Below are 25195 nucleotides of genomic sequence, written 5' to 3'. Positions count from 1 at the left end.
CAATTATATTGTAAAATTGTTATTTTAAAGATAAAAAATTAGCACATATGTATTTTTTAATTATGTTTGAGAAGTCTTTTTGACGAATTCATAATTTTAACCTAATTAATACTAGCGCTATGGATGCAACTTTCGCAACTGGAAAGGAACTTCAAAAAATGGATCCTGTTTTTGGACAGTTATCTTTTGACGATCACGAACAAATTGTATTTTGCAATGACAAAGATACAGGTTTAAAAGCAATTATTGGTATTCATAATTCGGTTATGGGACCAGCTTTGGGAGGAACCAGAATGTGGAATTATAACACAGAATGGGAAGCTTTAAATGATGTTTTACGTCTTTCGAGAGGTATGACGTTTAAATCTGCCATTACTGGACTTAATATTGGTGGAGGTAAAGCAGTAATTATTGGTGATGCTAAAACACAAAAAACTCCTGAGTTAATGCGTAAGTTTGGTGAATTCGTTCACTCTTTAAGCGGAAGATATATCACTGCAGAAGATGTCGGAATGGAAACTAAAGACATGGACACTGTAAGAGATGTAACGCCTTATGTTACGGGTATTTCTGAAGAAAGAGGTGGTTCTGGAAATCCTTCGCCTGTAACTGCTTACGGAGTTTATCTTGGTATGAAAGCGGTTGCTAAAAGTCAGTTTGGAACTGATGTTTTGGATGGTAAAAAAGTTTTGGTACAAGGAATTGGACACGTCGGTGAAACTTTGGTTGATTATTTGACTAAAGAAGGAGCACAGGTGACTATTACTGATATTAATGAAGAAAAATTATATCAAGTAGCTTCAAAATATAATGCCGCAATTTATACTGGTGAAGATTTGTATACTGCAGATGTTGATATCTATGCGCCATGTGCGATGGGAGCAACAATTAATGATAATACAGTAGATAAAATTAAAGCTAAAGTTATTGCAGGTGCTGCAAATAATCAATTAGCAGATGAGAATGTTCATGGTGCGAGATTACAAGAAAGAGGAATTTTATATGCTCCAGATTTCTTAATCAACGCTGGTGGAATTATCAATGTTTATGCTGAATTAGCTAACTATGGTAAAGCTGAAATCATGACTAAAACAGAAAATATCTACAATACAACTTTAGAAATTATAGATTTCGTCGCTAAAAATAATATTACAACTCATAAAGCGGCGCTTACAATTGCTCAAAATCGTATCGATCAAAGAAGAATCGAGAACGCTTCTAAGTAATTTTTAAGTTTACAGTCTCAGTCTCAGTTTTCAGATCTACTGGAAACTGAGACTTTTTGTTTTTGCTTAATGCTGAAAACTGTGATTGGAACTGAGAACTAAATAAAAATGAGACCAAAAACTGTCACTTTTTTGCGAATTAATTTTAAAATACGCATCAAAAGTTTTACTTTTGCAGACTAATTTTTAAATGTTCTTACACGGTGGTAAATAGAAGACACATACGCGTTAAAGTAATGCAATCCATTTATGCAATGCATCAAAGCGGTTCTGATAACATGGAAAAAGAGGAGAAATTCCTTTTTTATAGCATTGATAATATTCAGGACTTATACCTTATAATGCTTTCTTCATTGATAGAAATTTGTAAAAAAGAAGCTGTCTATTTACATCTTTCTAGTAAAAAACACCTTGCTACTGCAGCAGAACGTAATCCAAATGAAAAATTTATTAAAAACAAAATTTTTCAACTTCTTGCCGAAAGCAATTCTCTTAGTATCGCTTTAGAAAATCGTAAAATCAATAACTGGTCTTTAAACGACGATTATATCATTTTGCTTTTAAATGATGTTAAAGCAAGCGATATTTACAAAAAATACATGAGTAATAACGTAAATACGTTTGAAGAAGACAGACAATTTATTATTGATTTGTTTGAAAATGTTATTGTTCCTAATGAAAAATTATACGAGTATTTAGAGGATGATAAATTAACGTGGGTTGATGATATTCCGGTTGTAAATACTCATATTGTAAAACAATTGAAAGCAATCAAAACGGAAGATCCGGATGATTTTAGAGTGCCAAAATTGTATAAAGATGTTGAAGACAAGGATTTTGCAAAAGATTTATTTAGAAGAACAATTCTAAACGAAACGGCTTTTGCAAAAGAATACGAAGATAAAACGCCAAATTGGGATAGTGATCGTATTGCAGAAATTGATACTATTATCTTAAAAATGGCAATTTGCGAGTTTGTTAAATTCCCTTCAATTCCAGTAAAAGTAACTCTTAACGAATATTTAGAAATTGCAAAAGAGTATTCTACACCAAAAAGTAGTATTTTTATCAACGGAATTTTAGATAATCTTGTTAAGGAACTTACTGCCAATAAAAAAATGGTAAAAGTTGGAAGAGGATTAATGTAAAAGTTTGAAATAAGCAATTTTAAAATTTCAAATTCCAACTGCTTTGTCTCTCTGAGCGAAGTCGAAGAGCTAAAAAAAGAATATTAAATATAAATCAAAAACAAATTTAAATTATGGGACAATTATCTCAATTTGCGCCATTCCTTTTAATGTTCGTGGTAATCTATTTCTTCATGATTAGACCACAACAAAAAAGAGCTAAAAACGAAAAAGAATTTGAAAGCGACCTAAAAGTAGGCGACAAAATAGTTACAAAAAGTGGTTTCCACGGTAAAATCGCTGAATTAGCAGAAACTACTGTTGTAATCGAAACTATGTCTGGAAAATTAAAATTAGAGCGTTCTGCTATTTCTTTAGAATTGAGCGCTGCTTTGAATAAGAAAGCTTAATTTTCTAAATTACAATATTCAAAATCCCAAATTCCAAATAGGAGTTTGGGATTTTTTTTGCCTTGTATTGTCATTTCGAGGAACGAGAAATCTTCGCAAATAGCTCCTCAAAGCATGAAGGAAAATCTTTGTAGAGTCTCTTGCGGAGATTTGCTTCGCCTATTCGCTATCGCTCGGGTCTCGTTCCTCGAAATGACAAACAAACTCTATAAAGGAATCTTCTGATCTTTTCTTCGTCAGGATGACAAAAAAAGAAAACCTTTGTCAAAGTTTTAAACTTTGACAAAGGTTTCTTTGTATGGATTGGAATTTGGAATTTAAAATTTAAAATTAAATTACCTGTATTTATCATTCAGTCCAACATTTGCCAAAATCATCGGAATCACTTTTTCGATTCTAGAGATCTTAGTTTTTTCCTGTTTAGCTGTTTCAATATATTCTAAAAACTCATATTGTTTGTAAGGAGAAAACTTTTCAAAAGCTTCTTTTAAAGCTGGATTTTGAGTCATTTCTTTTTCTAAAAGTTCAGATACAATAGCTTCTTTTTTAGAAGGTTTAATAACTTTTCCTTGCTTTTCGTTTTCAATCGCTTCGTATATGTATTCTAAAACTTCCTTTTCGTCTACTTCCTCTTTAGAAGTAAAACGCCATTGACGCATCGATTTTGTTTTGTCTTCTTGAGCGTTAATTAGTCTCTTTTTTTCATCTTTCAAGAAAACACCATTTAAAAACCAAATGGCAAAATAATTTTTGAAGCCTCCAATTCCGATAACATTTTTTTTGTTGTAAACATAAATAGGTCCTCCCCATTTTATGGTTTCGACCAGTTCTGTTTTGTCAATAATTGATTTAAGAAAAAGGAGTTCTTCTTCCCATTGATTGACTTTGTCCCAAACGTGTTTTTTGTCAGAATTCGGTTCCACTTTATCTTTTTCTTTTAGATTTTTCGGGTGTATCAAAAATTCCAGGAATTGCTGTTAATTCAGCAATTTTCACAATAACATCAGTAGCTTTCTGAATGCTTTCTGCTGGAACATATTCGTATTTTCCGTGGAAATTATGTCCGCCTGCAAAAATGTTCGGACAAGGTAATCCCATAAATGATAATTGAGAACCATCAGTTCCGCCACGAATTGGTTTAATGATCGGTTTGATGTTCAATTCTCTCATCGCTTTTTCAGCAATATCTACAATGTATTTTACAGGAAGAACTTTTTCTTTCATATTGTAATATTGATCTTTTACTTCGGCAATTACAATATCTTCGCCAAATTTCTTTGCGAATTTTTTATTGAATTGTTTCGCTAATTTATGAATCAATTCTTTTCTTTTTTCGAATTTCTTTCTGTTATGATCGCGAATAATTAATTCTAAAACGGTTTCTTCGATATTCCCTTTTATGTGGTGAACGTGAAAGAAGCCTTCATAACCTCTAGTTTCCTGTGGAGTTTCGCCTTTCGGAAGTTCATTGATAAAATCATTTGCCAAAAGCATAGAATTGATCATTTTTCCTTTAGCATAACCTGGGTGAACGCTTTTTCCTTTAAAAATGATTTTAGCTCCAGCGGCATTAAAATTTTCATATTCTAATTCACCAATTTGGCTTCCGTCCATAGTATAAGCCCATTGTGCTCCGAATTTTTCAACATCAAAATGATGTGCGCCACGTCCGATTTCTTCATCTGGAGTAAAGCCGATTCTGATTTTTCCGTGTTTGATTTCAGGATGCTGAATCAGATATTCCATTGCTGAAACGATTTCTGTAATTCCAGCTTTGTCATCAGCTCCTAATAAAGTCGTTCCGTCAGTTGTAATGATGGTTTGACCTTTATATAATAATAAATCTTTAAAGTAGTCTGGAGATAAAATGATGTTTTTTTCAGCATTCAAAATAATATCTTTCCCATCGTAGTTTTCAACGATTTGCGGTTTTACATTTGCTCCGCTAAAATCTGGAGAAGTATCAAAATGAGAAACAAAACCAATTGTTGGCACTTCATGATCAACATTGCTAGGAAGCGTTGCCATGATATAAGCTTTGTCATCTATAGTTACATCTTCTAGGCCAATTGCTTTTAGTTCGTCAACTAATTTATTGGCAAGATTCCATTGTTTCTGCGTACTTGGCGTTGTTTGTGAATTTGGATCCGATTCGGTATCAATTGTTATATAACTGATAAAGCGATCTATGATATGTTGCATTTTTTTGAATTTTTAGCAAATATAGAAAATTTTTTCTGCTAAGAAATTTAGCTTTCAATATCTGAATTAATAAAAAAAGGGATTCTAAATTGAATCCCTTTCTGGTATTTTAGGTTTGTTATTTGCTTTTTACACATCTAAAACCAACGTGATTTGCAGACTGATCTAATTTCGCCTTTTCCTCTTGTTCCAACCATGTATCTAGTGCAATATTGATCGGTGCATAAAAATGAACCACCACGATGCACACGTTTTATTTCAGATGGATCGCTTGGATCATAATAAGCATCTGGTCCTTGAGGATTTCTGGTTACTTTTCCGCTTTCTGCTAATGATTTGTAGTAATCTACACTGTACCAATCATGTACCCATTCCCATACATTTCCTGCAATATCATACAAGCCGTATGGATTTGGAGCGTATTGTTTTGTTGGAGCAATTCCTTTAAAACCATCTTCTCCAGTATCTCCATCTTTAATTGGAAAGTGTCCTTGGTATATATTTGCTTGAAATTTTCCTTTTGGTTTTAAATCATTTCCCCAAGCATAAAGATTTCCAGTTTTACCACCTCGTGCAACAAACTCCCATTCTGCTTCTGTTGGAAGTCTTTTTCCTGCCCATTTTGCATAAGCTTCAGCGTCTTCGTAAACAACGTGAACAACAGGATATTTTTCTTTTCCTATAATGGTACTTTGCGGGCCTTCAGGGTGTCTCCAATCAGCACCTGGTTCGTAACGCCACCACTGTAAGAAATTGTTTAGATTTACTGCAGAAGGAGTAGGAGTAAAGACCACAGAACCAGTAACTAAATCTTCCTCATTTGCGGTTGGAAATTCTTCTTTTGTTGGTTTCTGTTCAGCAACAGTAACATAACCAGTTGCTTTTACAAACTTTTCAAATTCTTCGTTGGTTACTTCAGTTTCATCCATATAATAACCATCTACATACACTCTGTGTATAGGTGCAAGCATCTTTGGTCACGCCTTTAATACTGCATAAACTTTCATCTTCAACATTGGTTCCCATTGAGAATTCGCCACCAGGAATCCAGACCATGCCTTTTGGTGTTTTTTCAGCAGGTTTAAATTTATTTTCTACAGTTGGTTTAAATTCAGATTCTAGATTAGTGGGAGTTTCGTGACATTCAGCAACTGTTTTTTCTACTTTATCATTTGTGAATTTAGTGTAACTGTAAGCAATTGAAATAATGGATAATACGAGTAACGTAAAGATCCAAAAGGTTTTGTTTTTCATGGTTTATTATTTTTGAGCTTATAATGGTTGTCAATAGTGGGCATAAAATTAGACAAAATAACTTTTAAAGTTATAGTAATTTTATAGAATTAATAAAATTTAATTATTCTTTTTCAACCTGAACTACCTCATATTTATTTTTTCCATCAATTTGCACGGGCTGATAATAAGTTTCACCAAATTTTACATATTTAGCGTCGCCTATTGTCACTTCTTCTCCGCCTTCAGGCAGATTTTCTACTATTGTTCCGGCAGTAGGAGCAACGACAGTGTATTTTCCTCCATCTTTTTCATAATATGTTCCGCCATAATAGTAATTATTTACGGTTCCAGTATTTACGGTTTCAGCTCCGCTTGGAATATTGTTTACAGTGCCGCCGACTGGTGCGGGAACTGCCGTATAGCCACCGTTGGATGAGGTATACCAAACTCCCTGATCGTAATGATACTGTGTGCTTTCTACACTAACAACAATTGCCGTAACAGCTAAAGTGGCTACAAAAAATCCCCAAGGATGCCAAACTGGTCCCCAGTAAAAAGGTACATAAGGACGCGGATAATACGGATGATAACAATTGTATCTGTAGCCCCCATAAGCATACGGTGGGCGCACGTATGGGCGAGGCCCAGGTCTTACTACAGTGTTACGATTGTTCTGTACATAAATGTTATTATTAACATTGATATTATTTCTGTTTCTGTTAACAGTATTGCCACTTATGTTAGTGTTTCTGTTGCCAACATTGTTTTTGTTTACAGTATTATTTCTATTTACTGTGTTATTTCTGTTAGCAGTATTATTTCTATTGGAATTATTTGACGGCCTTGTAATTTGAGTCCCAGATTTGTTGGCTCCAGGTCTAGTTGTTGAAGGTCTAGTCGTCGCTGCAGGTCTAGTTGTACTTGGCCTTGTTACATTTGGTCTAGATTGAGTTGCAGGTCTTGCTTGTCTAGTATGAGTTGCTCCACCGCCTCCGCGTGCTGCTCCTCCTCCGCGAACTCCGCCTCCATGACGTTGCGCTAAACTATCAATTGAAATAAAGAAAAGGGTTCCGATTACGAAAGCTAAAAGAGATGGTCTTTTTACTGTTTTGGATATGTTTTTCATATTCAATAATTTATGTGATTTAAAGTTATGAAAAAAAATGTTTGATTTGTGTTAATGAGCTAAAAGTTTAAATTACAATGAAATATCCCATTGTATTCTAAAGCGCCACCCTTCTTGTAAAGGAAGTGTTTTATCTTGAAAACTAAAATAACTTACTTCTGAAGTTAGTTTGTTTTTATGTCCTTTGAAAAACCAATTAAATGCCAATGTAGACTCGTCTTGTCTATTTTCTCTAATAGAATTATCAGGTCTATAGGCGGCATGCCGTCCAGCCATTTCTAAATGTTTTGGCCACCAGTCAAAAACATTATGGAAGAAATATCCAGCTTGAACATAATAGCCTTTCATTACAGTCATATCATTATTATTGTATTTGTCTATAATTTCTTTGGTATGCCATTCGCTCTGCCAAGAAAAACCTCGATACATAAAAGCACTTTCTAAATTCCATTGATTGACTCTGTATTGTCCTGGCAAACCATCTTCAAATCCGTCTAAAGAACCTCCTCCGGCTTGCGAGAAACGAGTGTAAGGGCTTCGGTTTGTAATGGCAGAAAAGGCAATAATTGGAGTTGGTTTTTCATGAAATTCTAAATCACAGCCTTCAAAATCAAGGAATCTACCTAGGAAATTCCATTGTGCTCTTCCAAAATACATTAAATGATTATCGTCATTAGCAGTGCTTCCTCGTCCTGTACCTGTCAAAGCTGCGGCCCAATAGTTAAAGTCTGCAATTCCAGCGCCTTTTAAATGCCCATAAACTTCAACTCCTAATTGTCGGTCTACAGTAAAGGGACGGTTAATTAGTGAACGATCTACCATTTGCTGTTCACCGCTGCTAATAAAGCGTTCTCGCGTAAATTCCGTTTTCCATTGTCCAACTTTAAAGCTCAGAAAATCCCATTTCTCGATCATAATTCTAAAATCCAATAAATTGGACTGACTTAATTCATACTCCCAGTAATATTTAAGCCAAGGTTCAAAAGCATGACCGCCAATTTTTAATCTGGCACGATTTATTTTAAAAGTCGTTTTAGCATCTTGACTATAATCATCATAAGTTAAAGGGTCTGTGTCATTTGGTGTTGAAAAACGAAATTGAAGTCGGCTTGCCAATTGGAATAGAAATTTTTTGTCTCGAGTTTCTAATTCAATTCCTTTACTGCCATAACGAACATTCATTAGTTTGGTAGTGTCCTTTTCTTCTGTCGCGAAAATCCTTTGAAACCAATTAGTAAAAGAAAAACTAAGAGGGAATATTTAGAAATGCGATTTGGTTTATTTGTGCTGTACATAAGATCAATAGGTTGGTATAAATTATTTTCCTCCAAAGTTTTTTGCGATTCCTAAACCAATTCCCCAGCTGTCATAAGCATTCCATTTGAAATCGTAGCTTGTAGTGCCAAAAATTTCCCATCCTTTAGGGAGTTCGTATCCATATTCGACTCCGGCACGTGTTAGGAAAAAATCTTCTTCTTTGGCAAATTCACCTCCAAATCCTAAAAGAAAACTCCAATGCTCGTTAGGTTTATAAATTCCCATTAGAGCAGGAGCAATAGGATAACTTCTTTCTACGGTTTCTTTGTCATTTCCGCTTTCATACACTTTTTCTACTTTGAATTTCTCAACAATAAAATCGGTATGTAGGCCAATTGCCCATTTTTCGTGGAATTGATAAGTATAATCAATTCCCCACGCCGGAAGGGTTAACGTTTCACGATTTCCTTCTTCATCTCGACCTTCAAAAACATGAACATGATTAATAGAAATTCCGATTTGATGGTGCGGGCTAAAAGTCTTTTCCTCATGTTCTTGAGCTTTAATTTTAGTCGAAAAAAAGCAACTGATTAAAGAAATTAGAATTACAAGAAAGCTTTTTTTATAATAATTGTTATCGAACATTTTGATTTACTCTTAAAGAAACATTCTTTTATTGCCTTGCATTAATTATAAAGGAAAAAGAGGTATTACTGTCCATTATTATGTTCATTAGATACCTCTTTTAAATTTCTCTTTAATTTATTAATCTCTTCCTAAAGCTCTTTTTGCTTCGTTGTTTAAGTCAGTATATTCAATTTTTCCAACACTAACGCCAACACCAATGATTTCGCCGCCTTTAAAAGTACCTGGAGTTTTGTATTCTTTGCTTACAGAATCTCCGCTGTCAAATCCAACACAAAGTCCGTCTCCGGCAAGTGTAAATTTACCAGATTGTGTTCTCATTGGTCCAGATGCTACTTCTTTTCCGTCTATATACAATTTCATTGTTCCAAGAGATTCGCCATTTGGTCCTGCTTTTTCACGTGTGAATTCCATTCCAAAAACATGTTTTCCTGTTGTGATAGGCACATTTGAAGTGAATTTTTGTTCAGGAGCAATTCCTAAGAAATTGTAGACATAATTTAATTTTTTGTCTTTAACAAATAGCGTGTGACCTCCAAAACGAGAACCATGCGCAAAAAGTACTCCAGAAGCATTTGCGTCTTTTATGTCAACGTCTGCTAAAATTTTATAAGAACGTCCGCGAACATTCACAGCAACTCCTTCTGGTACAGGTGATGTTTTAGGGTAATATTTATAAAGATCGCGAGGTGCTTCAGAAGAAGGTCTTTCAATTCCTAAAACTTCGATTGCGGAACGGTCATCAAGAGGCAATACTAAATTTTTAGTCGCTTCGTCATTCCAATCTTTAATTAGTTCTTTTAATTTATCCGGATATTTTTTAGCTAAATTATTTACTTCTGCTCGGTCAATATCCGTATTGTATAATTCCCATTCGTCCTTGTCAAAGTTGCCTTTTCCTACCAATGGAGTATGCAAAGCAACAGCTTTCCAGCCATCTTTCCATAAAGCTCGGCTTCCTAGCATAGCGAAGTACTGAATATGTTTTTGTGTTTTTGTATTCGGAGCAAGCATCAAATGTGTAGCGCATAGAAACTCCTGATAATGGATACTGTGGAACGCCTCTATATGTTTTTGGCATTTCTAGACCACAAATGTCCAATATTGTAGGGACAATATCAGTTGAATGATGAAATTGGTCACGAACAACTCCTTTTGCTTTTATTCCTTTTGGCCATGAAATCACTAAAGGATCGCAAGTTCCTCCAGCATATTCACTATATCTTTTAAACATTTTAAAAGGAGTAGAAAACGCTGCAGCCCAACCAGTAGGATAATGCTCGTAAGTATCCGGGCTTCCTAATTTGTCAATATATTTTAAGTTCTCTTTTAATTCATCAGGATAGCCGTTAAAGAATTTATTCTCGTTTACAGATCCTGTTGGAGAACCTTCGCCAGAAGCGCCATTATCGGCGAGCATAAATAACAACAGTATTTTCTAATTGGCCAGTTTGCTCTAAATAATCAATTATACGGCCAACCTGAGCATCTGTATATTCAGAGAAACCAGCATATACTTCAGCTAATCTAGAGAATAATTTTTTCTCATCAGCGCTTAATTTATTCCAATCTAATACTTCGTCACCTGGATTTGCAACGCCAGGAGGAAGCGGATTGAAATTTGCGTAAGTAGTTCCTTTCGGGATTACTCCTTTTGCAATCATTCTTGGCAATGCCCATTTGCGGTAAGCATCATAACCTTCATCAAATTTACCTTTGTATTTTGCAATATATTCCTCAGGAGCTTGATGCGGAGCATGATTGGCACCTGGACAATACCACATGTACCAAGGTTTAGAAGGGTTTGTCGCTTTTTGGTCTTTAAGGAACTCTAATGCATGATCAGCTAAGTCCTGAGATAAATGATAGCCTTCTTCTGGAGTTTTCGGAGGTTCAACAAAATGGTTGTCTTCTACTAAGTCTGGATACCATTGATTGGTTTCTCCGCCAAGGAAACCATAAAAACGATCAAATCCCATTTGCAAAGGCCAAGTGCTTCGATCTCCCCCTGAAGCTACATCCTGCTCAGGAACATTATGATCTTTTCCTATCCAGAAAGTACTCCAGCCGTTATCTTGTAGAATTTGCCCAATTGTAGCAACTTGTTTAGGCAGTCGTCCGCTTCCGCCAGGAAAACCAGCGGCAGCTTCTGTAATCGCTGCCATACCATTAAGATGATGATTTCTTCCTGTTAGCAATGTCGATCTTGTTGGAGAACACAAGGCTGTAGTATGCCATTGTGAATAGGTGATTCCGTTATCGGCTAGTCTTTGCATGGTAGGCATATTGATAGCTCCACCATAAGGTGACCAAGCAGCAAGTCCGGTATCGTCATATAAAATAAATAAGATGTTTGGAGATCCTGCAGGAGCTTTTTTAGGAGAATATGGTGCCCAGTCTTCTTTTGAATCACGTACATCTAATGCTATTTTTCCTTTAAAGGTTTCTTTGGTTACCTGTTGAGGATCAGCTTGTGCGACTAATTTTGAGGTTAAGCCTAATGAAAGGCAAAATAGTAGTGTGAAAATACTTTTCAGAATGAATTGTTTGCTGACTTTCATGATTTAAGTTATTAATTATTATTGATCTTGTCCGAGGCACTTTGTTGAACTTTTGGGTATAAAAAATAATCTAAAAAAAATCGAATTTTAGTCTTCTCTGAATTGAAATATTTTTACTGGCTTATAGTTTTTAAAATGTAATCTCTCAAATTTAGATATTCTAAGCTTGGAAGGGCATTTTGAATAGATTTAAGTGGTTTCATTTTATAATTTGCAACATAAAAAACAAGTTTTAGAACAATGGACGCTGTATGTTTTAAGAATAGTTTTATTTATGAGCGGAAAAATCAAACAAAAAGAAAATGATTTGTTTTCGCAAAAAGACACCTTTTTAAACTATAATATTTAAATTTGCGACCAAAATAACAACAACACAACTCTTATGTATAAATTGATAATTCGCCCGATACTTTTTTGTTTTGATCCCGAAAAAGTGCATTATTTTACTTTTTCTTTTGTAAAATTCATTTCAAAAATCCCAGGAGTTTCGGCAATTATTAGATCAATTTATGAAGTAAAAGATGCTCGATTAGAAAGAGAAGTTTTCGGAATTAAATTTAAAAATCCAGTTGGACTTGCGGCTGGTTTTGATAAAGATGCAAAGCTGTACAAAGAACTAGGCGATTTTGGTTTTGGTTTTATCGAAATTGGAACTGTAACACCAGTTGGACAAGAAGGAAATCCGAAGAAACGTTTGTTCCGTTTAAAAGAAGATCAAGCTATTATTAACCGAATGGGTTTTAATAATGGCGGTGTTCTAGAAGCTGTAGAGCGTTTGAAAAAGAATTCAGGTGTTTTGATTGGAGGAAATATCGGAAAAAATAAAGTGACAGATAATGAAGATGCTGTAAAAGATTATATTATTTGTTTTGATGCGCTTTACAATCATGTAGACTATTTTGTTGTGAATGTAAGTTCACCAAATACACCAAATTTGAGAGCTCTACAAGATAAAGAACCATTAACGGCTTTGCTCGCAAACTTTGCAAAACAGAAATGTTGAAAAGCAAAAAACAAGCACTCAAAAAGTAAAACCAATTCTTTTAAAAATTGCACCAGACTTAACAGATGAGCAGTTGTTGGATATTATTGATATTGTAAAAACAACTCAAATTGCAGGAGTTATTGCAACAAATACAACTATTTCTAGAGAAGGCTTGCAATCTGAAAACCAAACAGAGACAGGAGGTTTATCTGGAAAACCTTTAACAAAACGTTCAACAGAAGTAATTCGTTTTCTTTCAGAAAAAAGCAATAAAGCATTCCCAATTATTGGGGTAGGCGGAATTCATTCTGCAGATGATGCGATTGAAAAACTAAATGCAGGGGCAAGCTTAGTGCAATTGTATACAGGTTTTATTTACGAAGGCCCAGCTTTGATAAAAGCAATTAACAAAAAGGTTTTAGGGCAGTTGTAAAAGAAGTGTTTGAACTAAAAGGCCTGCAAGTATTGCAATACCAAAACTAATTAAAGTTCCGATCATTACATATTCGGTCAATTTTCTGTCTTTGGCTTCTTTTAAATCTCCGAATCTGAAAATAGATTTGGCGGCCAATAGAAACCCGATCGCCTCAAAATGTCCAGTTAAAATAAAACCGAAAACAAACAAACGTTCTAAAATACCAATATAATTTCCAGCAGCTATCAGAGAATTATCCTGATGGCTGTTTCTGCTTTCAGGAGCCCATATTGAAATTATGGTTTTTATAAAAATTGAGGTAGGTTTAGTTAGCAATAAAATTCCGGTAATGAGAATCCAGAATGCATTATTCTGCCAAAAGTTAATTATGGTTTTATTTTCATAAAGTAACACTACGCCAATTAAAACAAGAATATGCGCAATTTGATCGACAACAAACCAAGTTCTTTTGGTTTTCTTTTTCTGAAAATTCAGTTTGATTAAATCGATAATGCCGTGTGTAACAGCAATTAAAACAGTATAAGGAATAAAACTTATTTCTCCCACTAAGATTGCTTGCTAAAACTCCATGCAGTAAAATATGGATATACAGGTAAATACTTTTGTGTTTTTTAATTTCTTTGTCGGCGACCCAAGAATTGGGCTGCCATATAAAATCACCTAACAAATGAGCGAGAAACAGTTTTATAAATAAAATCATGGGGCTATAAATTGTTTTATTTGTTTTCTAAAGTATCTGTCTAAATTTATGACCAAATCAAACTGAGCGCGTTTTTGTCTTCGGCTGACAGCAGCTTGGTTAATGCCTAATTTTTGTCCTAATTCTTCTTGAGACAAAGTCGGATTTTCAATGGCGACAGCGACAAATTCTGCCGATTGCACTAGCCAGCTATCCATGAAAGTTAATGCCAATTGCGGCATTAAATTCAATTTTTCGTCAAAATCACTATTTCCAGTTCGAAGCGCTAAGGTGACTTTCTGTTTTTTTAAAGTTTCAAAAAGTTCTCCCGAGTGTATAAAAGCAGAACCATTGCTTTCAGAAATTCGTTCAGCTTGATGTGTTTTATCTCCAAAACCAATACTCATACGGGCGTCAGATTTTATAGATCGTAAATGAGCTTTTATTAAAACAGCAGTTAGTAATGCATCTTCAAGATTAGTTACTTCAACTTGAAACTCATCTCCACGATAAATTTCCCACTGACTTGGCGTATGACCAAATGGAGCCAAGATTTTTTTTAAATCTTCAACCCAATGTTCTGATTTCTGTTGTCTTGAACCAATTATATCACCTGTAATTACACTAGTCATAAATCAAATATAATTAAAAAATTATAAACTTTCTATTACAAATATACGTAATAAAAATAATTATTACGTTTTTTGGTAATATTTTATATTATTACGTTTTTCGGTAATTTTTTAATGTATGATTGTTTTGTGTAATAATAGACTTCACATAAAATTCTCTTTTATTTCATTAAAAAAGAAACTAACTTAGCCTTTAGAAAAGAATACGCTTTGAACAAAGAAATCAAAATCATCGAATGCCCTCGAGATGCCATGCAAGGCATTAAGGATTTTATTCCAACAAAAAATAAAGTTACTTACATACAAGCTTTGTTGCGAGTTGGCTTTGATACCATCGATTTTGGAAGTTTTGTTTCTCCAAAAGCTATTCCGCAAATGCAGGATACTGCCGCCGTTTTAGAACAGCTTGATTTATCTCAAACAACAAGCAAATTGTTATCTATTATTGCCAATACGCAAGGTGCAATCACGGCTTCAGAATATGAGCAGATTCAATATTTAGGTTTTCCTTTTTCCATTTCAGAGAACTTTCAGATGCGTAACACGCACAAAACTATCGCAGAATCTTTGGTCACTTTAGAAGAAATTCTAGAAGTTGCCAATAAGAAAAACAAAGAAGTTGTAACGTATCTTTCAATGGGATTCGGAAATCCGTATGGAGATCCATGGAATGTTGAAATAGTAGCCGAATGGACTGAGAAATTGGCCGGAATGGGAGTAAAAATTCTATCACTTTCAGATACAGTCGGAACTTCTACGCCGGAAGTAATAACCTATTTGTTTTCAGATTTAATTCCGAAATATCCTCAAATTGAGTTTGGTGCTCATCTTCATACAACACCAGAAAGCTGGTTCGAAAAAATTGATGCTTGCCGCAAAAGCAGGCTGTATTCGTTTTGATGGAGCTATTCAAGGTTTTGGCGGCTGCCCAATGGCGACCGATAAGCTAACAGGAAATATGCCAACAGAAAAATTGGTTTCTTATTTTACTGCCAATAAAAAAATAACAGGACTTAATTCTCTTAGTTTTGAAAGTGCATATAATGAAGCTTCGAAATTGTTTGGAAAGTTTCATTAAAAAATAGTTATATTTTCTTACTTTAGATAATGATTGCAGAAATAATGCGTTACATTTATTATTGATATAATTATTATCATGAGATCAAGATTATTAAGTAAAATTTTAAGCTTACTATTTTCAGTTTTTTTATTATTTTCCTGCTCTAGCGATTTAAATTTCGATCAGGTGAACGATTTTAAGATTGAGCCTGTTTTTGTTGCCAACTTAGCATATTTTAATGTTCCTGCAAATAGACTTATAGATGATGGCGGAACCAATATTATATATGACGTAAGAGATTTTGATGTTTTTAAAAATAAATTTTTTACAGAACGCCTTAAGAAAGCCGAATTTGATTTTGAAGTCGAAAATAATATCGAGCGTACTTTTGTCTTAAATATGCTTTTGCTTGACAAAGACAATCAAGTCTTAGAAAGAATATCTTTTAATGTTCCATCCTATAAAGGAACGCCAAATGTTATAAAATATCCCACAGAAGTTTTTGAAAACACACGATTAGACCTTTTAAAACAAACCCAAAAAATTGGTTTTGTTGTATTAATTGCTGCTGGACCTCCTTTAAATGCTAACAGTGAAGGAAATTTAAGATTGAGATCCAGTGCAACGGCTTATTTAGTAATCGAATGAGAAAAACGCTAATCCTTTGTTTGTTTTTTCATCTTTCTTGTTTTGCTCAAAACAGAGAGCTGTTGTATAATTTCACTTCAATTCCGCAGTCTTCGCTTGTAAATCCGGGGCCGATGTTTCGTATAAATATTACTTTGGATTTCCGGTCTTATCTGGAATTTCAGCCAATGTGGGTTCTAGCAGTTTTTCGGCCTATGATTTATTTTCAAATGATGGGGTCGATTTTAATCAAAAAGTTAGAGATGTTATCAATAAATCTTCTAGTAAAGACAAGGTAGTGACCAACCAACAGTTAGAGATATTTTCTGGCGGATTTAGAGTTGGAGGTAGAGAAAGTCGTTCTTACATTTCGTTTGGATTGTATCAGGAATTTGATTTCTTCATGTTTATTCCAAAAGATCTGGCTTTACTGGCTTTAAACGGAAATCGAGATTATATCGGAAAATCGTTTAATCTAGGTGATTTAAATATGAAAGCCGAAGTGCTTTCTGTTTTTCATGTTGGTTTTCATAAAAAAGTAAATGATAAATTTGTTTATGGAGGACGTGCCAAAATTTATTCAAGCGGTGCAAATGCAACTTCTACCAAAAACTCAGGTTACATTTATACAGGTGAGCAGCCAGGAACTCCAAATCTTTATAACCAGATCATTTCTTCCAATTTAGAATTAAAAACTTCTGGACTAGCCCGTTTTACAAAAGATGAATACGAAGGAAATGTAATTCGTGACATTGCCCATAATACCTTTTTTAATGGAAGTCTTGGTTTTGGTGTAGATGCAGGAATTACCTATTATATAAAAGACAATTTGCAGTTTACAGCAAGCGTTGTCGATTTAGGTTTTGTGAGACAGACCAAAGACATTGAAACGCTTACCTATAAAGGAACTTACCAATACAATGGGGCAAATCCTGACTTTTTAGGTTCAGATGATCCAGAAAATGTCTTTGACGAATTTGATCGTGCAATACCAAGAGATACACTTCATAATAAATATACTACTTGGCGTCCAACAAAAATTTATTCTTCTATTCAATACTCTTTCGGAGAGAAACGTTTAGATGAGTGTAATTGTCATGGCAATGTTGAAAAATTTTATAAAAATGCCGCTGGACTTCAGGTTTTCGGAATGTCTGCTCCTCGCGAACCTTTGGTTGCTTTGACCGCTTTTTACAGAAGAAATATATTTAGAAAATTAGATCTTAAAGCAACTTATACCTTAGATACTTTTTCGAATAAAAATATTGGTTTAGGCCTTTCAGGGGCAATTGGCCCAGTAAATATTTATGCTTTAGTCAATAATGTTTTAGAATATAAAGACATTTCCAAAGCCAGTAGTGCCGCTTTCCAACTCGGAATCAATTTCGTTTTTCAAGACAGAGAAGATTAATTTTATTTATATTATTAGTAGTCGCTTTTTTAAATCAGAAAAAAAGCTTTTTGGCTTTTCGGGGCTCTCCATTTCCATCTGGGCTTGGGTGTATTGTTTTATAAGATAATTCGTGTAAATGCAAATTTATGAATAACTTAGTATTCAAGTTACCAATTTATTCACTATATTTGCACGCAATTCAACTAGAAATTGCACCATGATAGCACACAACTCCAAGATTATCGGCGAAGGTTTAACTTACGACGATGTATTATTAGTACCTAACTACTCGAATGTGCTTCCTCGCGAAGTGAGCATTAAATCAAAATTCTCAAGAAACATTACATTAAACGTTCCAATTGTATCTGCTGCTATGGATACAGTTACAGAAAGTGCAATGGCAATCGCTATGGCACAAGAAGGAGGTATTGGTGTTTTACATAAAAATATGACTATCGAACAACAAGCAGGAAAAGTTCGAAAAGTAAAACGCGCAGAAGCAGGTATGATTATCGATCCGGTAACATTACCAATGAACTCTACTATTGCAGATGCAAAAAACGCTATGAAAGAATTCGGAATCGGTGGTATTCCAATCGTAGACGAAAATAAAATCCTAAAAGGTATCGTTACAAACCGTGATTTGCGTTTTGAGAAAAACGGTGCAAGACCAATTGCTGAGGTTATGACAAGTCAAAACTTAGTAACAGTTGCAGAAGGAACTTCTTTAGAACAAGCAGAAGTAGTTTTGCAAGGTCATAAAATCGAAAAATTACCAGTTGTAAATGCTCAAAATGAATTAGTTGGTTTAATTACGTTTAGAGATATTACAAAACTGACTCAAAAACCAATCGCTAATAAAGATTCTTTTGGTCGTTTAAGAGTTGCTTGCTGCAATTGGAGTTACTGGAGATGCAGTTCTAAGAGCTGAAGCTTTAGTTGCTGCTGGTGTAGATGCAATCATTATCGATACTGCTCACGGACATACAGAAGGTGTTGTGAATACTTTAAAAGAAGTAAAATCAAAATTCCCTCAAATAGATGTAATTGTTGGAAACATTGCAACTCCAGAAGGCTGCTAAATATTTAGTAGAAAATGGTGCGGATGGAGTAAAAGTTGGAATCGGACCTGGTTCTATCTGTACAACTCGTATCGTTGCAGGTGTTGGTTTTCCTCAATTTTCGGCAGTTTTGGAAGTTGCCGCGACTATCAAAGGAACTGGAGTTCCTGTTATCGCCGATGGTGGAATTCGTTATACAGGAGATATTCCTAAAGCTATCGCTGCAGGTGCTGACTGTGTAATGTTAGGTTCATTATTAGCAGGAACAAAAGAGTCTCCAGGAGAAACAATCATTTTTGAAGGAAGAAAATTCAAATCTTACCGCGGAATGGGATCTGTTGAAGCAATGCAAACTGGTTCTAAAGATCGTTATTTCCAAGATGTTGAAGACGACGTTAAAAAATTAGTTCCAGAAGGAATTGTTGGACGTGTTCCTTACAAAGGAGAATTAAACGAAAGTATGCTTCAGTTTATTGGAGGTCTTCGTGCAGGTATGGGATACTGTGGTTCAAAAGATATTCCTACTTTACAGGAAACAGGGCGTTTCGTGAGAATCACTTCTAGCGGAATCACTGAAAGTCATCCTCACAACGTAACAATTACAAAAGAAGCTCCAAATTATTCTAGATAATTTAGGGTGTATCATAAACAAAAAGGAGTTGTCTCAAAAAGACAACTCCTTTTTTTATAAGCTTCGGAGAAGCGAAATATTTATAGAGAAAATGAGATGTTTACAATATAAAGCTCCAGCGGAGCGACATATTATCTTAGATATGATATATGTCGCTCTGCTGGAGCTTTTTTCCAATTTGTTAATGAAATACTATAAGTATTTTGCCTGCTGAGGCTTTATCTAATTTCTAATTGAAATTTAAAATCTACTGTTTAAAATATCTTCAGCAACAATATCAGAGTGCAATAAATCTTCCATTTTCTTTGTCATGCGTTGTGCTTCTAATGCGTAGCCAAACATTTTTTTCTCGTAATTGGCAATTGCTTCGTCAATGGTTTCAAATTTTCCGTTGGTTAAATTTTCGGTTAGATGAAAAGCATCGAATAATCCCATATTTACACCTTCTCCTGCAAATGGAGGCATTAAATGTGCTTGCATCGCCAACAAGTGTAATATTTGAATGTTCTTTCCAAGATTCTTCTAAAGAAAATAAACGCAAAGGCAAACCAGAAAATTCGGTTGAAATAGTGAAGAATTTTTTATAATCGTCATTCCAATTTTTGAAAGTTTCATTCAAAAAAGAAATAACAGATTGATCGTCTTCAAAGTTAATTCCGTGATTTGAAATCCAGTCTTCATCTGCTTTAAAAGAAACTCCAAAGTGAACAGAACCATCACGCATAGTGTGCGTGTAAAACATTTTATGTTCGCCCATTGCCATCACGTTTCCGTTTCCGTATTTTGGTTTAAATTCAGGATAATCTTGATCTGGATTTGCAATTTCGCCTTGAATAATATAAGTTCCAGAAAGTTGAGGTTCTTGATCGCTTACAAATTTTCGTGCATTTGATCTTCCTCCATTTGCGACAATTACAAAATCGGCGGTTGTTGTAGTACCGTTTTTGAATTCTAAAATATATTGATTTTCAGATTTATCAATATTGATTAATTGACTATCCCAAACAACAGTGTTTTCTTTAAGATTCTCTAACATAATTTTTCTTAAATCATTGCGATCAATTTCTGGGCGAGAAAAAGCATTGGTTTCATCAGGCATTTCGTCAGAAGTAATATTTCCGTCTATATCAGCCATTTTTTCGCCAGTTGGGCGTGCGTATTTATAGAATTCATCCATTAATCCAGCTTTCTGAATTGCATATTGCCCTGAGTCGGAATGAATGTCTAAAGTTCCGCCAGATGTTCTTGCTTGTGAGTTAAGATCTCTTTCGTAAACCGTAACATTGGCGCCATTAATTTGTAAGATTCTTGCAGTTGTTAATCCAACTGGTCCACCGCCAATAATGGCGATCTTTTTATTTTCTATAATCGAAGTTTTCATTTTATTGAAATTATATTGTATTTAAATTTTGTTGTTGATATGGTTTTAAAATTGAATTTATCCTCAAGGAGTAAGTGCTTTTAGAACGAGATTAAAAGCGCTGTCTTTTATTTCATCTGTAAGAGCAAAGGGTTTTCCAGACATCGATTTTCCTTCTCTATGAAACTCTAGAAGAGAATAAAGCGGACCATAAACAATACTCCAAAAAATTTCGTAAGGAATAGAAATAAGTTCATTTCTCTCAATTGCGGCAAGCATAAATTCTGTCATCATTTGTTTATAATCACCTGTTATTTCTGCGATAATCGCATCTCCATAAGTAGAATGTTTTAAAAGCTCTAGGCAAGTTGCTTGCTGTGTAAAGTTTATATTGAAATAGATACGATTCTCCCATTGATTGCGCAATCCATCTTTGAAAGACATATCTGCAGAAAATCCATCAAACATCTTTTCGAAGAAGTTTTTACCAATTTCAATTCCGATTTTTTTAATTAAGTCTTCTTTGTCTGAATAATAGATATAAAGTGTCGCAACAGAAATACCGCATTCTTTAGCAAGACGATTCATTCCAAAACCTTCTATGCCTTGTGTAACAATCATTTCAATTGCTTTTTGTTTTACAATTTCCTCTTTATTGATATCTCTAGTTCTCATAATTTTACGTGATTATGGTACAAAGATACAAAAAATAATAAATGAACGATCGCTTATTTATGTTTTTTTAAAGGTTCTAAGATTCTAAGGTTCTGAGATTCTGAGTTTTTTAAGTTCAAAGAGACAAAGGTTTTAAGGTTTGGAAAAGGATTGTCTCCAGCTTTAGCAGGAGGTTGAAAAAAGGACAAAGAGAAGGGCTTTAACCAAATTTTATGTTTAAAATCAAACAAAAAAAAGCTGAAACGATATTGTATCATTTCAGCTGATTATATATTTAGAATATATTTTTACAGAGTTTTCGTTGGCTCGGCTTCTCTTAGGTTCTGATTTTCTAAGATTTCTTTTAAGTAGGGGGTTACTGTGTTTTCAATATCGCCTTCAGAAATATTTAAAGCTTCTGGATCTGAAGCTAGTTTAAGCCATGGTTTTGGTTCATCAAAATTATAACTTCCAAAAACAACCACAGGAGTTCCTTTTACTTTTACGTTTTCTTTATCCTTCAAAATCCATTCATCAGCAAATTTATAAAGATATTTAGCGTCTTTTTCTAATAGTCGTAAGCAAGAATGTGATGCAGGATATCCAGGCAATGCATATTCGTGAAAACCAACTCCTAATTTATTTTCAATATTAAAATTCCATTTTAAATCCCATTCGTCATTAAATGTACTTGTAGTTTGTTCAGCTTTCCAATTGGTGAAAAACAATCCAGTAGGAGTAGGGTCTTTTTTTCTTCCCATATTGGTTGGACCTGTACGAACCAATTCACCGTTTTCGTAAGCGACAAAAGCTTGCGTTGGATATGAAAAAAGGATAATTTTTGAAACTTCTTCTAAAGCCGAAACATGCAATGGAAAAGGAAGATAGTAAACCAAATCTCCGCTAAAATCTGCTGGAATTACAACTGAATCCAGTTTTTTAAAATTGGCTTTATCGGTTCTATTCAAAGCATAAACAATATCCATTTTAGAACTGTCAGCTTCATTAAGTTTGAGCCAATCTTTGGTTTTCTCGATTTGATAAGAAACCGTTTCCGGTTTTTTATATTCAATTACCTTCTTTTTCTCTTTTTTATTTTCAGTCAGCGTGATGGTATCGGTTTTTTTGCAAGAACCTAATAAAACCAACATCAAGATTAGTAGTACGTTTGCTGTGTAATATAACTTTTTCATACGTCGAATTTTTATGAATATAAAGTTATACATCTGATAGCTGAAAAGGGTTACATAATTTTTTGAATTGGTTTCGGGATTTTCATTTTCACTGGGTCTAAAATTATTTATATCAACCCTTTTATTTTAGCGTGTTGTAACAGCATAATCGTTTTTGCATCTGAAATCTCTCCAGATTCGATCATGGCGTAAGCTTGGTCAAAAGTAAATTCTAAAACCTCAATATTTTCTTGTTCAGCATCAAGTCCGCCGCCTTCGCTTACTTTCATGTTTTCGTCGTATTCGCCAACAAAAAGATATAGAATTTCTGTTACAGAACCTGGCGACATATAAGTTTCGATTACTTTTTGGACTTTGCTTAAACGATAACCAGTTTCTTCTTCTGTTTCGCGAATTATAGCTTGCTCTGCATTGTCTTTGTCTAAAAGTCCAGCGCAAACTTCAATCATCATTCCAGATTTATTTCCGTTAAGATAAGTCGGCAAACGAAATTGTCTTGTTAGTACAACTGTTTTCTTAGCAGTATTGTATAATAATATTCCAGCGCCATTTCCGCGATCGTATACTTCACGGATGTGCGATTCAACAAGCTGATTTTCTTTTTTATAATTAAAAGTTACTTTGTTTAGCAGATACCAATTATCAGATAGTAATTTGGTTTCTGTTATTTCAATTTCAGGGTTTTTTCTCATAAAACTATTTTTCAAAAAAAAAACGCTCTGATTATCAGAGCGTTTAAATGTATTATTTTGTTATTGTTTGTTTTCTATCTGGTCCAACCGATACGATTTTGATTGGCACTTCGATTTCTTTTTCAATAAACTCAATATATTCTTTTAGCTCAATTGGCAACTGATCGTAAGTTGTTAATCCAGTTAAATCTTGTTTCCATCCTTTAAACTCTTTGTAAACCGGAGTAACGTTTTCTGGTTCAATGTTGTAAGGGAAATGAGAAATGTTTTGTCCTTTGTAGTTGTACTCTGTACAAACTTTTAAAGTTTCGAAACCAGAAAGAACATCACCTTTCATCATCATTAACTGAGTAACTCCGTTAACTTGAACTGCATATTTTAAAGCAACAAGGTCTAACCATCCGCAACGTCTTTGTCTTCCTGTTACAGAACCAAATTCGTTACCTACTTTTGCCATTGTAGCACCAACTTCGTCAAAAAGTTCAGTTGGGAAAGGTCCGCTACCTACACGTGTAACGTAAGCTTTGAAAATTCCGTAAACCTCTTTAATTTTGTTAGGAGCAATTCCTAAACCTGTACAAGCTCCAGCAGCAGTAGTGTTTGATGAAGTTACGAACGGATAAGTTCCGAAATCAACATCTAATAAAGATCCTTGAGCACCTTCGCAAAGAATAGATTTTCCAGCTTTTTGAGCTTGGTGCATGTATTCTTCACTGTCAATAAAATCTAATTTTTTCAATTCTTCAATAGCTTCAAAGAATTCTTTTTCTAATTCAGCTAAATTGTATTGAATAGCAACATCATAAAAAGCAATCATTGCTTCATGTTTGTCTGCTAAAGCTCTGTAACGTTCTTTGAAATCTTCTAATTCGATATCTCCAACACGTAAACCATTTCTACCTGTTTTATCCATGTAAGTTGGTCCAATTCCTTTAAGAGTAGAACCAATTTTTGCTTTTCCTTTAGAAGCTTCAGAAGCTGCGTCAAGCAAACGGTGCGTTGGTAAAATTAAGTGCGCTTTTCTTGAAATGATTAATTTACTTTTAATATCAAGGTTAAATTTCTCTAAACCTTCAATTTCTTTTTGAAAAACTACAGGATCAATTACAACTCCATTTCCGATGATATTTACTGAGTTTTTATGAAAAATTCCAGAAGGAATAGTTCTTAGTACGTGCTTAATTCCGTCAAATTCTAATGTATGTCCTGCATTCGGTCCTCCTTGGAAACGTGCAATAATATCGTAATTTGAGGTAAGTACGTCAACAATTTTTCCTTTACCTTCATCTCCCCATTGTAATCCTAGTAATAAATCTACGGTCATTCTGTTTTAATTTGCGTTGAGACAATCTAAGTTGCCCTACTGATTATGTAGTTAATTTTCTTTTTTTTATTTTTTGAAAAGTCTAATTTGAAAAGACTATGAATTTGAGTTTTGCTTTTTGTTTCCGTAGAAATAAAGCGAGTGATTTGTAATTTCGATATCAAAAATTTCTTCGATAGTCTTTTTGATGGTTTGAATTCTTGGATCACAAAATTCGATTACCTCACCAGAATCTGTCATAATGATGTGATCGTGCTGTTTATCAAAATATGATTTTTCGTAGTAAGCCTGATTTTGCCCAAATTGATGTTTTCTAACCAAAGCGCAGTCCAACAATAACTCGATCGTGTTGTATAAAGTAGCTCTACTTACACGATAGTTTTTGTTTTTCATTTTGATATAAAGGTTTTCTATATCAAAATGCTCCTCGCTATCGTAAATTTCCTGAAGTATAGCATAACGCTCAGGAGTTTTGCGATGCCCTTTTTGTTCAAGATATAGTGTAAAAACATTTTTTACAATTTCTTGATTCTTAGTGTTGTCAGTTGAAATAAGTGTCATATCTGGCAAAGATAATTTTTTATTTTTAATGAATAAAAGTTTCGGGTTTAAAGTTTAACGTTTAAACTTGTTTTTGGTTAGTTATAATGCACTAAATACAGGCTTTTACGCTAAAAA

Annotated in this window: 23 protein-coding genes and 4 pseudogenes; 8 read left to right on the top strand and 19 right to left on the bottom strand. The window is 34.1% G+C overall.

Annotation, left to right across the window (positions count from 1 at the left end):
* The first annotated feature begins 119 nt into the window (after nucleotides 1-119).
* From P5P87_RS09875 to yajC, 3 genes are all read left to right on the top strand, one after another.
* On the top strand, nucleotides 120-1226 hold the full coding sequence (locus P5P87_RS09875) for a Glu/Leu/Phe/Val family dehydrogenase (protein WP_278022412.1): 1107 nt from the start codon (nucleotides 120-122) through the stop codon (nucleotides 1224-1226).
* 236 nt (nucleotides 1227-1462) lie between these two features.
* Complete coding sequence (nusB, locus tag P5P87_RS09870) at nucleotides 1463-2374, top strand: transcription antitermination factor NusB (protein WP_198856845.1); 912 nt, start codon at nucleotides 1463-1465, stop codon at nucleotides 2372-2374.
* Between the two features lie 113 nt (nucleotides 2375-2487).
* Entirely contained in the window at nucleotides 2488-2763 is a 276-nt protein-coding gene (gene yajC, locus P5P87_RS09865; RefSeq protein WP_278022411.1) for a preprotein translocase subunit YajC, read from the top strand.
* Between the two features lie 335 nt (nucleotides 2764-3098).
* Here the strand turns inward: yajC and P5P87_RS09860 are convergent, their stop codons facing one another.
* From P5P87_RS09860 to P5P87_RS09815, 10 genes are all read right to left on the bottom strand, one after another.
* Nucleotides 3099-3686, bottom strand: a complete 588-nt coding sequence (locus P5P87_RS09860) for a YdeI/OmpD-associated family protein (RefSeq protein ID WP_198856846.1) — start codon at nucleotides 3684-3686, stop codon at nucleotides 3099-3101.
* A gap of 1 nt (nucleotide 3687) precedes the next feature.
* Nucleotides 3688-4965, bottom strand: a complete 1278-nt coding sequence (gene pepT, locus P5P87_RS09855) for a peptidase T (protein ID WP_278022410.1) — start codon at nucleotides 4963-4965, stop codon at nucleotides 3688-3690.
* A gap of 137 nt (nucleotides 4966-5102) precedes the next feature.
* Entirely contained in the window at nucleotides 5103-5936 is an 834-nt protein-coding gene (locus P5P87_RS09850) for an SUMF1/EgtB/PvdO family nonheme iron enzyme (protein WP_278022409.1), read from the bottom strand.
* Nucleotides 5887-6219: a hypothetical protein gene (locus tag P5P87_RS09845; protein WP_278022408.1), complete on the bottom strand. Its 333-nt coding sequence runs from the start codon at nucleotides 6217-6219 to the stop codon at nucleotides 5887-5889. The genes P5P87_RS09850 and P5P87_RS09845 overlap by 50 nt, the downstream gene beginning before the upstream one ends.
* A gap of 103 nt (nucleotides 6220-6322) precedes the next feature.
* Nucleotides 6323-7327 carry a DUF6515 family protein gene (locus tag P5P87_RS09840; protein ID WP_278022407.1) on the bottom strand — a complete coding sequence of 335 codons (1005 nt, stop codon included), beginning with the start codon at nucleotides 7325-7327 and terminating at the stop codon, nucleotides 6323-6325.
* 72 nt (nucleotides 7328-7399) lie between these two features.
* Entirely contained in the window at nucleotides 7400-8509 is a 1110-nt protein-coding gene (locus P5P87_RS09835; protein WP_278022406.1) for an OprO/OprP family phosphate-selective porin, read from the bottom strand.
* A 135-nt stretch (nucleotides 8510-8644) separates the two neighbouring features.
* Nucleotides 8645-9229 carry a hypothetical protein gene (locus P5P87_RS09830; protein ID WP_278022405.1) on the bottom strand — a complete coding sequence of 195 codons (585 nt, stop codon included), beginning with the start codon at nucleotides 9227-9229 and terminating at the stop codon, nucleotides 8645-8647.
* 120 nt (nucleotides 9230-9349) lie between these two features.
* Complete coding sequence (locus P5P87_RS09825) at nucleotides 9350-10195, bottom strand: hypothetical protein (RefSeq protein ID WP_278022404.1); 846 nt, start codon at nucleotides 10193-10195, stop codon at nucleotides 9350-9352.
* A complete protein-coding gene (locus P5P87_RS09820; protein ID WP_278022403.1) occupies nucleotides 10113-10649 on the bottom strand; it encodes a sulfatase/phosphatase domain-containing protein in 537 nt (178 codons plus the stop codon). The genes P5P87_RS09825 and P5P87_RS09820 overlap by 83 nt, the downstream gene beginning before the upstream one ends.
* Nucleotides 10636-11790, bottom strand: a complete 1155-nt coding sequence (locus tag P5P87_RS09815) for a sulfatase-like hydrolase/transferase (protein ID WP_278022402.1) — start codon at nucleotides 11788-11790, stop codon at nucleotides 10636-10638. The genes P5P87_RS09820 and P5P87_RS09815 overlap by 14 nt, the downstream gene beginning before the upstream one ends.
* A gap of 382 nt (nucleotides 11791-12172) precedes the next feature.
* Here P5P87_RS09815 and P5P87_RS09810 point away from each other — a divergent pair.
* A pseudogene (locus tag P5P87_RS09810) lies at nucleotides 12173-13208 on the top strand (quinone-dependent dihydroorotate dehydrogenase).
* Here the strand turns inward: P5P87_RS09810 and P5P87_RS09805 are convergent.
* Nucleotides 13194-13911: pseudogene (locus tag P5P87_RS09805) on the bottom strand (DUF3307 domain-containing protein). The pseudogenes P5P87_RS09810 and P5P87_RS09805 overlap by 15 nt on opposite strands.
* Entirely contained in the window at nucleotides 13908-14522 is a 615-nt protein-coding gene (locus P5P87_RS09800; RefSeq protein WP_278022401.1) for a hypothetical protein, read from the bottom strand. Before P5P87_RS09800 ends, P5P87_RS09805 begins: the two are co-directional and overlap by 4 nt.
* A gap of 210 nt (nucleotides 14523-14732) precedes the next feature.
* Here P5P87_RS09800 and P5P87_RS09795 point away from each other — a divergent pair.
* From P5P87_RS09795 to guaB, 4 genes and pseudogenes are all read left to right on the top strand, one after another.
* Nucleotides 14733-15600: pseudogene (locus tag P5P87_RS09795) on the top strand (beta/alpha barrel domain-containing protein).
* Between the two features lie 168 nt (nucleotides 15601-15768).
* A complete protein-coding gene (locus tag P5P87_RS09790) occupies nucleotides 15769-16230 on the top strand; it encodes a hypothetical protein (protein ID WP_278022400.1) in 462 nt (153 codons plus the stop codon).
* Between the two features lie 169 nt (nucleotides 16231-16399).
* The gene (locus P5P87_RS09785; protein ID WP_278022399.1) at nucleotides 16400-17620 is read left to right on the top strand and encodes a DUF5723 family protein; all 1221 of its coding nucleotides are present in this window, start codon (nucleotides 16400-16402) and stop codon (nucleotides 17618-17620) included.
* 199 nt (nucleotides 17621-17819) lie between these two features.
* Nucleotides 17820-19294 (top strand): annotated as a pseudogene (gene guaB, locus P5P87_RS09780) (IMP dehydrogenase).
* A gap of 240 nt (nucleotides 19295-19534) precedes the next feature.
* Here the strand turns inward: guaB and P5P87_RS09775 are convergent.
* The 7 genes from P5P87_RS09775 to P5P87_RS09745 form a co-directional block, all read right to left on the bottom strand.
* Entirely contained in the window at nucleotides 19535-19729 is a 195-nt protein-coding gene (locus P5P87_RS09775; RefSeq protein ID WP_278022398.1) for a hypothetical protein, read from the bottom strand.
* Complete coding sequence (locus tag P5P87_RS09770) at nucleotides 19674-20675, bottom strand: FAD-dependent oxidoreductase (RefSeq protein ID WP_278022397.1); 1002 nt, start codon at nucleotides 20673-20675, stop codon at nucleotides 19674-19676. The genes P5P87_RS09775 and P5P87_RS09770 overlap by 56 nt, the downstream gene beginning before the upstream one ends.
* 63 nt (nucleotides 20676-20738) lie before the next feature.
* Nucleotides 20739-21329 carry a TetR/AcrR family transcriptional regulator gene (locus P5P87_RS09765; RefSeq protein ID WP_278022396.1) on the bottom strand — a complete coding sequence of 197 codons (591 nt, stop codon included), beginning with the start codon at nucleotides 21327-21329 and terminating at the stop codon, nucleotides 20739-20741.
* Between the two features lie 287 nt (nucleotides 21330-21616).
* A complete protein-coding gene (locus tag P5P87_RS09760) occupies nucleotides 21617-22501 on the bottom strand; it encodes a L,D-transpeptidase (RefSeq protein WP_278022395.1) in 885 nt (294 codons plus the stop codon).
* Nucleotides 22502-22608: 107 nt separating this feature from the next.
* Nucleotides 22609-23193, bottom strand: coding sequence for an NUDIX domain-containing protein (locus P5P87_RS09755; protein ID WP_278022394.1), 585 nt, complete (start codon nucleotides 23191-23193; stop codon nucleotides 22609-22611).
* 52 nt (nucleotides 23194-23245) lie between these two features.
* Nucleotides 23246-24517 (bottom strand): adenylosuccinate synthase, encoded by a 1272-nt coding sequence (locus P5P87_RS09750; protein ID WP_198856865.1) that lies wholly within the window; start codon nucleotides 24515-24517, stop codon nucleotides 23246-23248.
* A 96-nt stretch (nucleotides 24518-24613) separates the two neighbouring features.
* Nucleotides 24614-25078, bottom strand: a complete 465-nt coding sequence (locus tag P5P87_RS09745; protein WP_008462215.1) for a Fur family transcriptional regulator — start codon at nucleotides 25076-25078, stop codon at nucleotides 24614-24616.
* Between the last annotated feature and the right edge of the window lie 117 nt (nucleotides 25079-25195).

This window comes from Flavobacterium ginsengisoli (genome assembly GCF_029625315.1).
Taxonomy (GTDB): domain Bacteria; phylum Bacteroidota; class Bacteroidia; order Flavobacteriales; family Flavobacteriaceae; genus Flavobacterium; species Flavobacterium ginsengisoli.
The sequence above is the reverse complement of the archived record's forward strand: the minus strand, read 5'-3'. Positions and strand labels throughout refer to the sequence as shown.

Coding starts and splice junctions, on each gene's coding strand:
- P5P87_RS09830 (WP_278022405.1), bottom strand. CDS start 9,229: ATGTTCGATAACAATTATTATAAAAAAAGCTTTCTTGTAATTCTAATT.
- P5P87_RS09765 (WP_278022396.1), bottom strand. CDS start 21,329: ATGAGAACTAGAGATATCAATAAAGAGGAAATTGTAAAACAAAAAGCA.
- P5P87_RS09835 (WP_278022406.1), bottom strand. CDS start 8,509: ATGAATGTTCGTTATGGCAGTAAAGGAATTGAATTAGAAACTCGAGAC.
- P5P87_RS09755 (WP_278022394.1), bottom strand. CDS start 23,193: ATGAGAAAAAACCCTGAAATTGAAATAACAGAAACCAAATTACTATCT.
- P5P87_RS09875 (WP_278022412.1), top strand. CDS start 120: ATGGATGCAACTTTCGCAACTGGAAAGGAACTTCAAAAAATGGATCCT.
- P5P87_RS09815 (WP_278022402.1), bottom strand. CDS start 11,790: ATGAAAGTCAGCAAACAATTCATTCTGAAAAGTATTTTCACACTACTA.
- P5P87_RS09850 (WP_278022409.1), bottom strand. CDS start 5,936: ATGCTTGCACCTATACACAGAGTGTATGTAGATGGTTATTATATGGAT.
- P5P87_RS09845 (WP_278022408.1), bottom strand. CDS start 6,219: ATGAAAAACAAAACCTTTTGGATCTTTACGTTACTCGTATTATCCATT.
- P5P87_RS09825 (WP_278022404.1), bottom strand. CDS start 10,195: ATGCTAGGAAGCCGAGCTTTATGGAAAGATGGCTGGAAAGCTGTTGCT.
- pepT (WP_278022410.1), bottom strand. CDS start 4,965: ATGCAACATATCATAGATCGCTTTATCAGTTATATAACAATTGATACC.
- P5P87_RS09745 (WP_008462215.1), bottom strand. CDS start 25,078: ATGACACTTATTTCAACTGACAACACTAAGAATCAAGAAATTGTAAAA.
- P5P87_RS09770 (WP_278022397.1), bottom strand. CDS start 20,675: ATGAAAACTTCGATTATAGAAAATAAAAAGATCGCCATTATTGGCGGT.
- P5P87_RS09750 (WP_198856865.1), bottom strand. CDS start 24,517: ATGACCGTAGATTTATTACTAGGATTACAATGGGGAGATGAAGGTAAA.
- P5P87_RS09775 (WP_278022398.1), bottom strand. CDS start 19,729: ATGGGATTATTCGATGCTTTTCATCTAACCGAAAATTTAACCAACGGA.
- P5P87_RS09800 (WP_278022401.1), bottom strand. CDS start 14,522: ATGACTAGTGTAATTACAGGTGATATAATTGGTTCAAGACAACAGAAA.
- P5P87_RS09840 (WP_278022407.1), bottom strand. CDS start 7,327: ATGAAAAACATATCCAAAACAGTAAAAAGACCATCTCTTTTAGCTTTC.
- P5P87_RS09820 (WP_278022403.1), bottom strand. CDS start 10,649: ATGCTCGCCGATAATGGCGCTTCTGGCGAAGGTTCTCCAACAGGATCT.
- P5P87_RS09760 (WP_278022395.1), bottom strand. CDS start 22,501: ATGAAAAAGTTATATTACACAGCAAACGTACTACTAATCTTGATGTTG.
- yajC (WP_278022411.1), top strand. CDS start 2,488: ATGGGACAATTATCTCAATTTGCGCCATTCCTTTTAATGTTCGTGGTA.
- nusB (WP_198856845.1), top strand. CDS start 1,463: ATGCAATCCATTTATGCAATGCATCAAAGCGGTTCTGATAACATGGAA.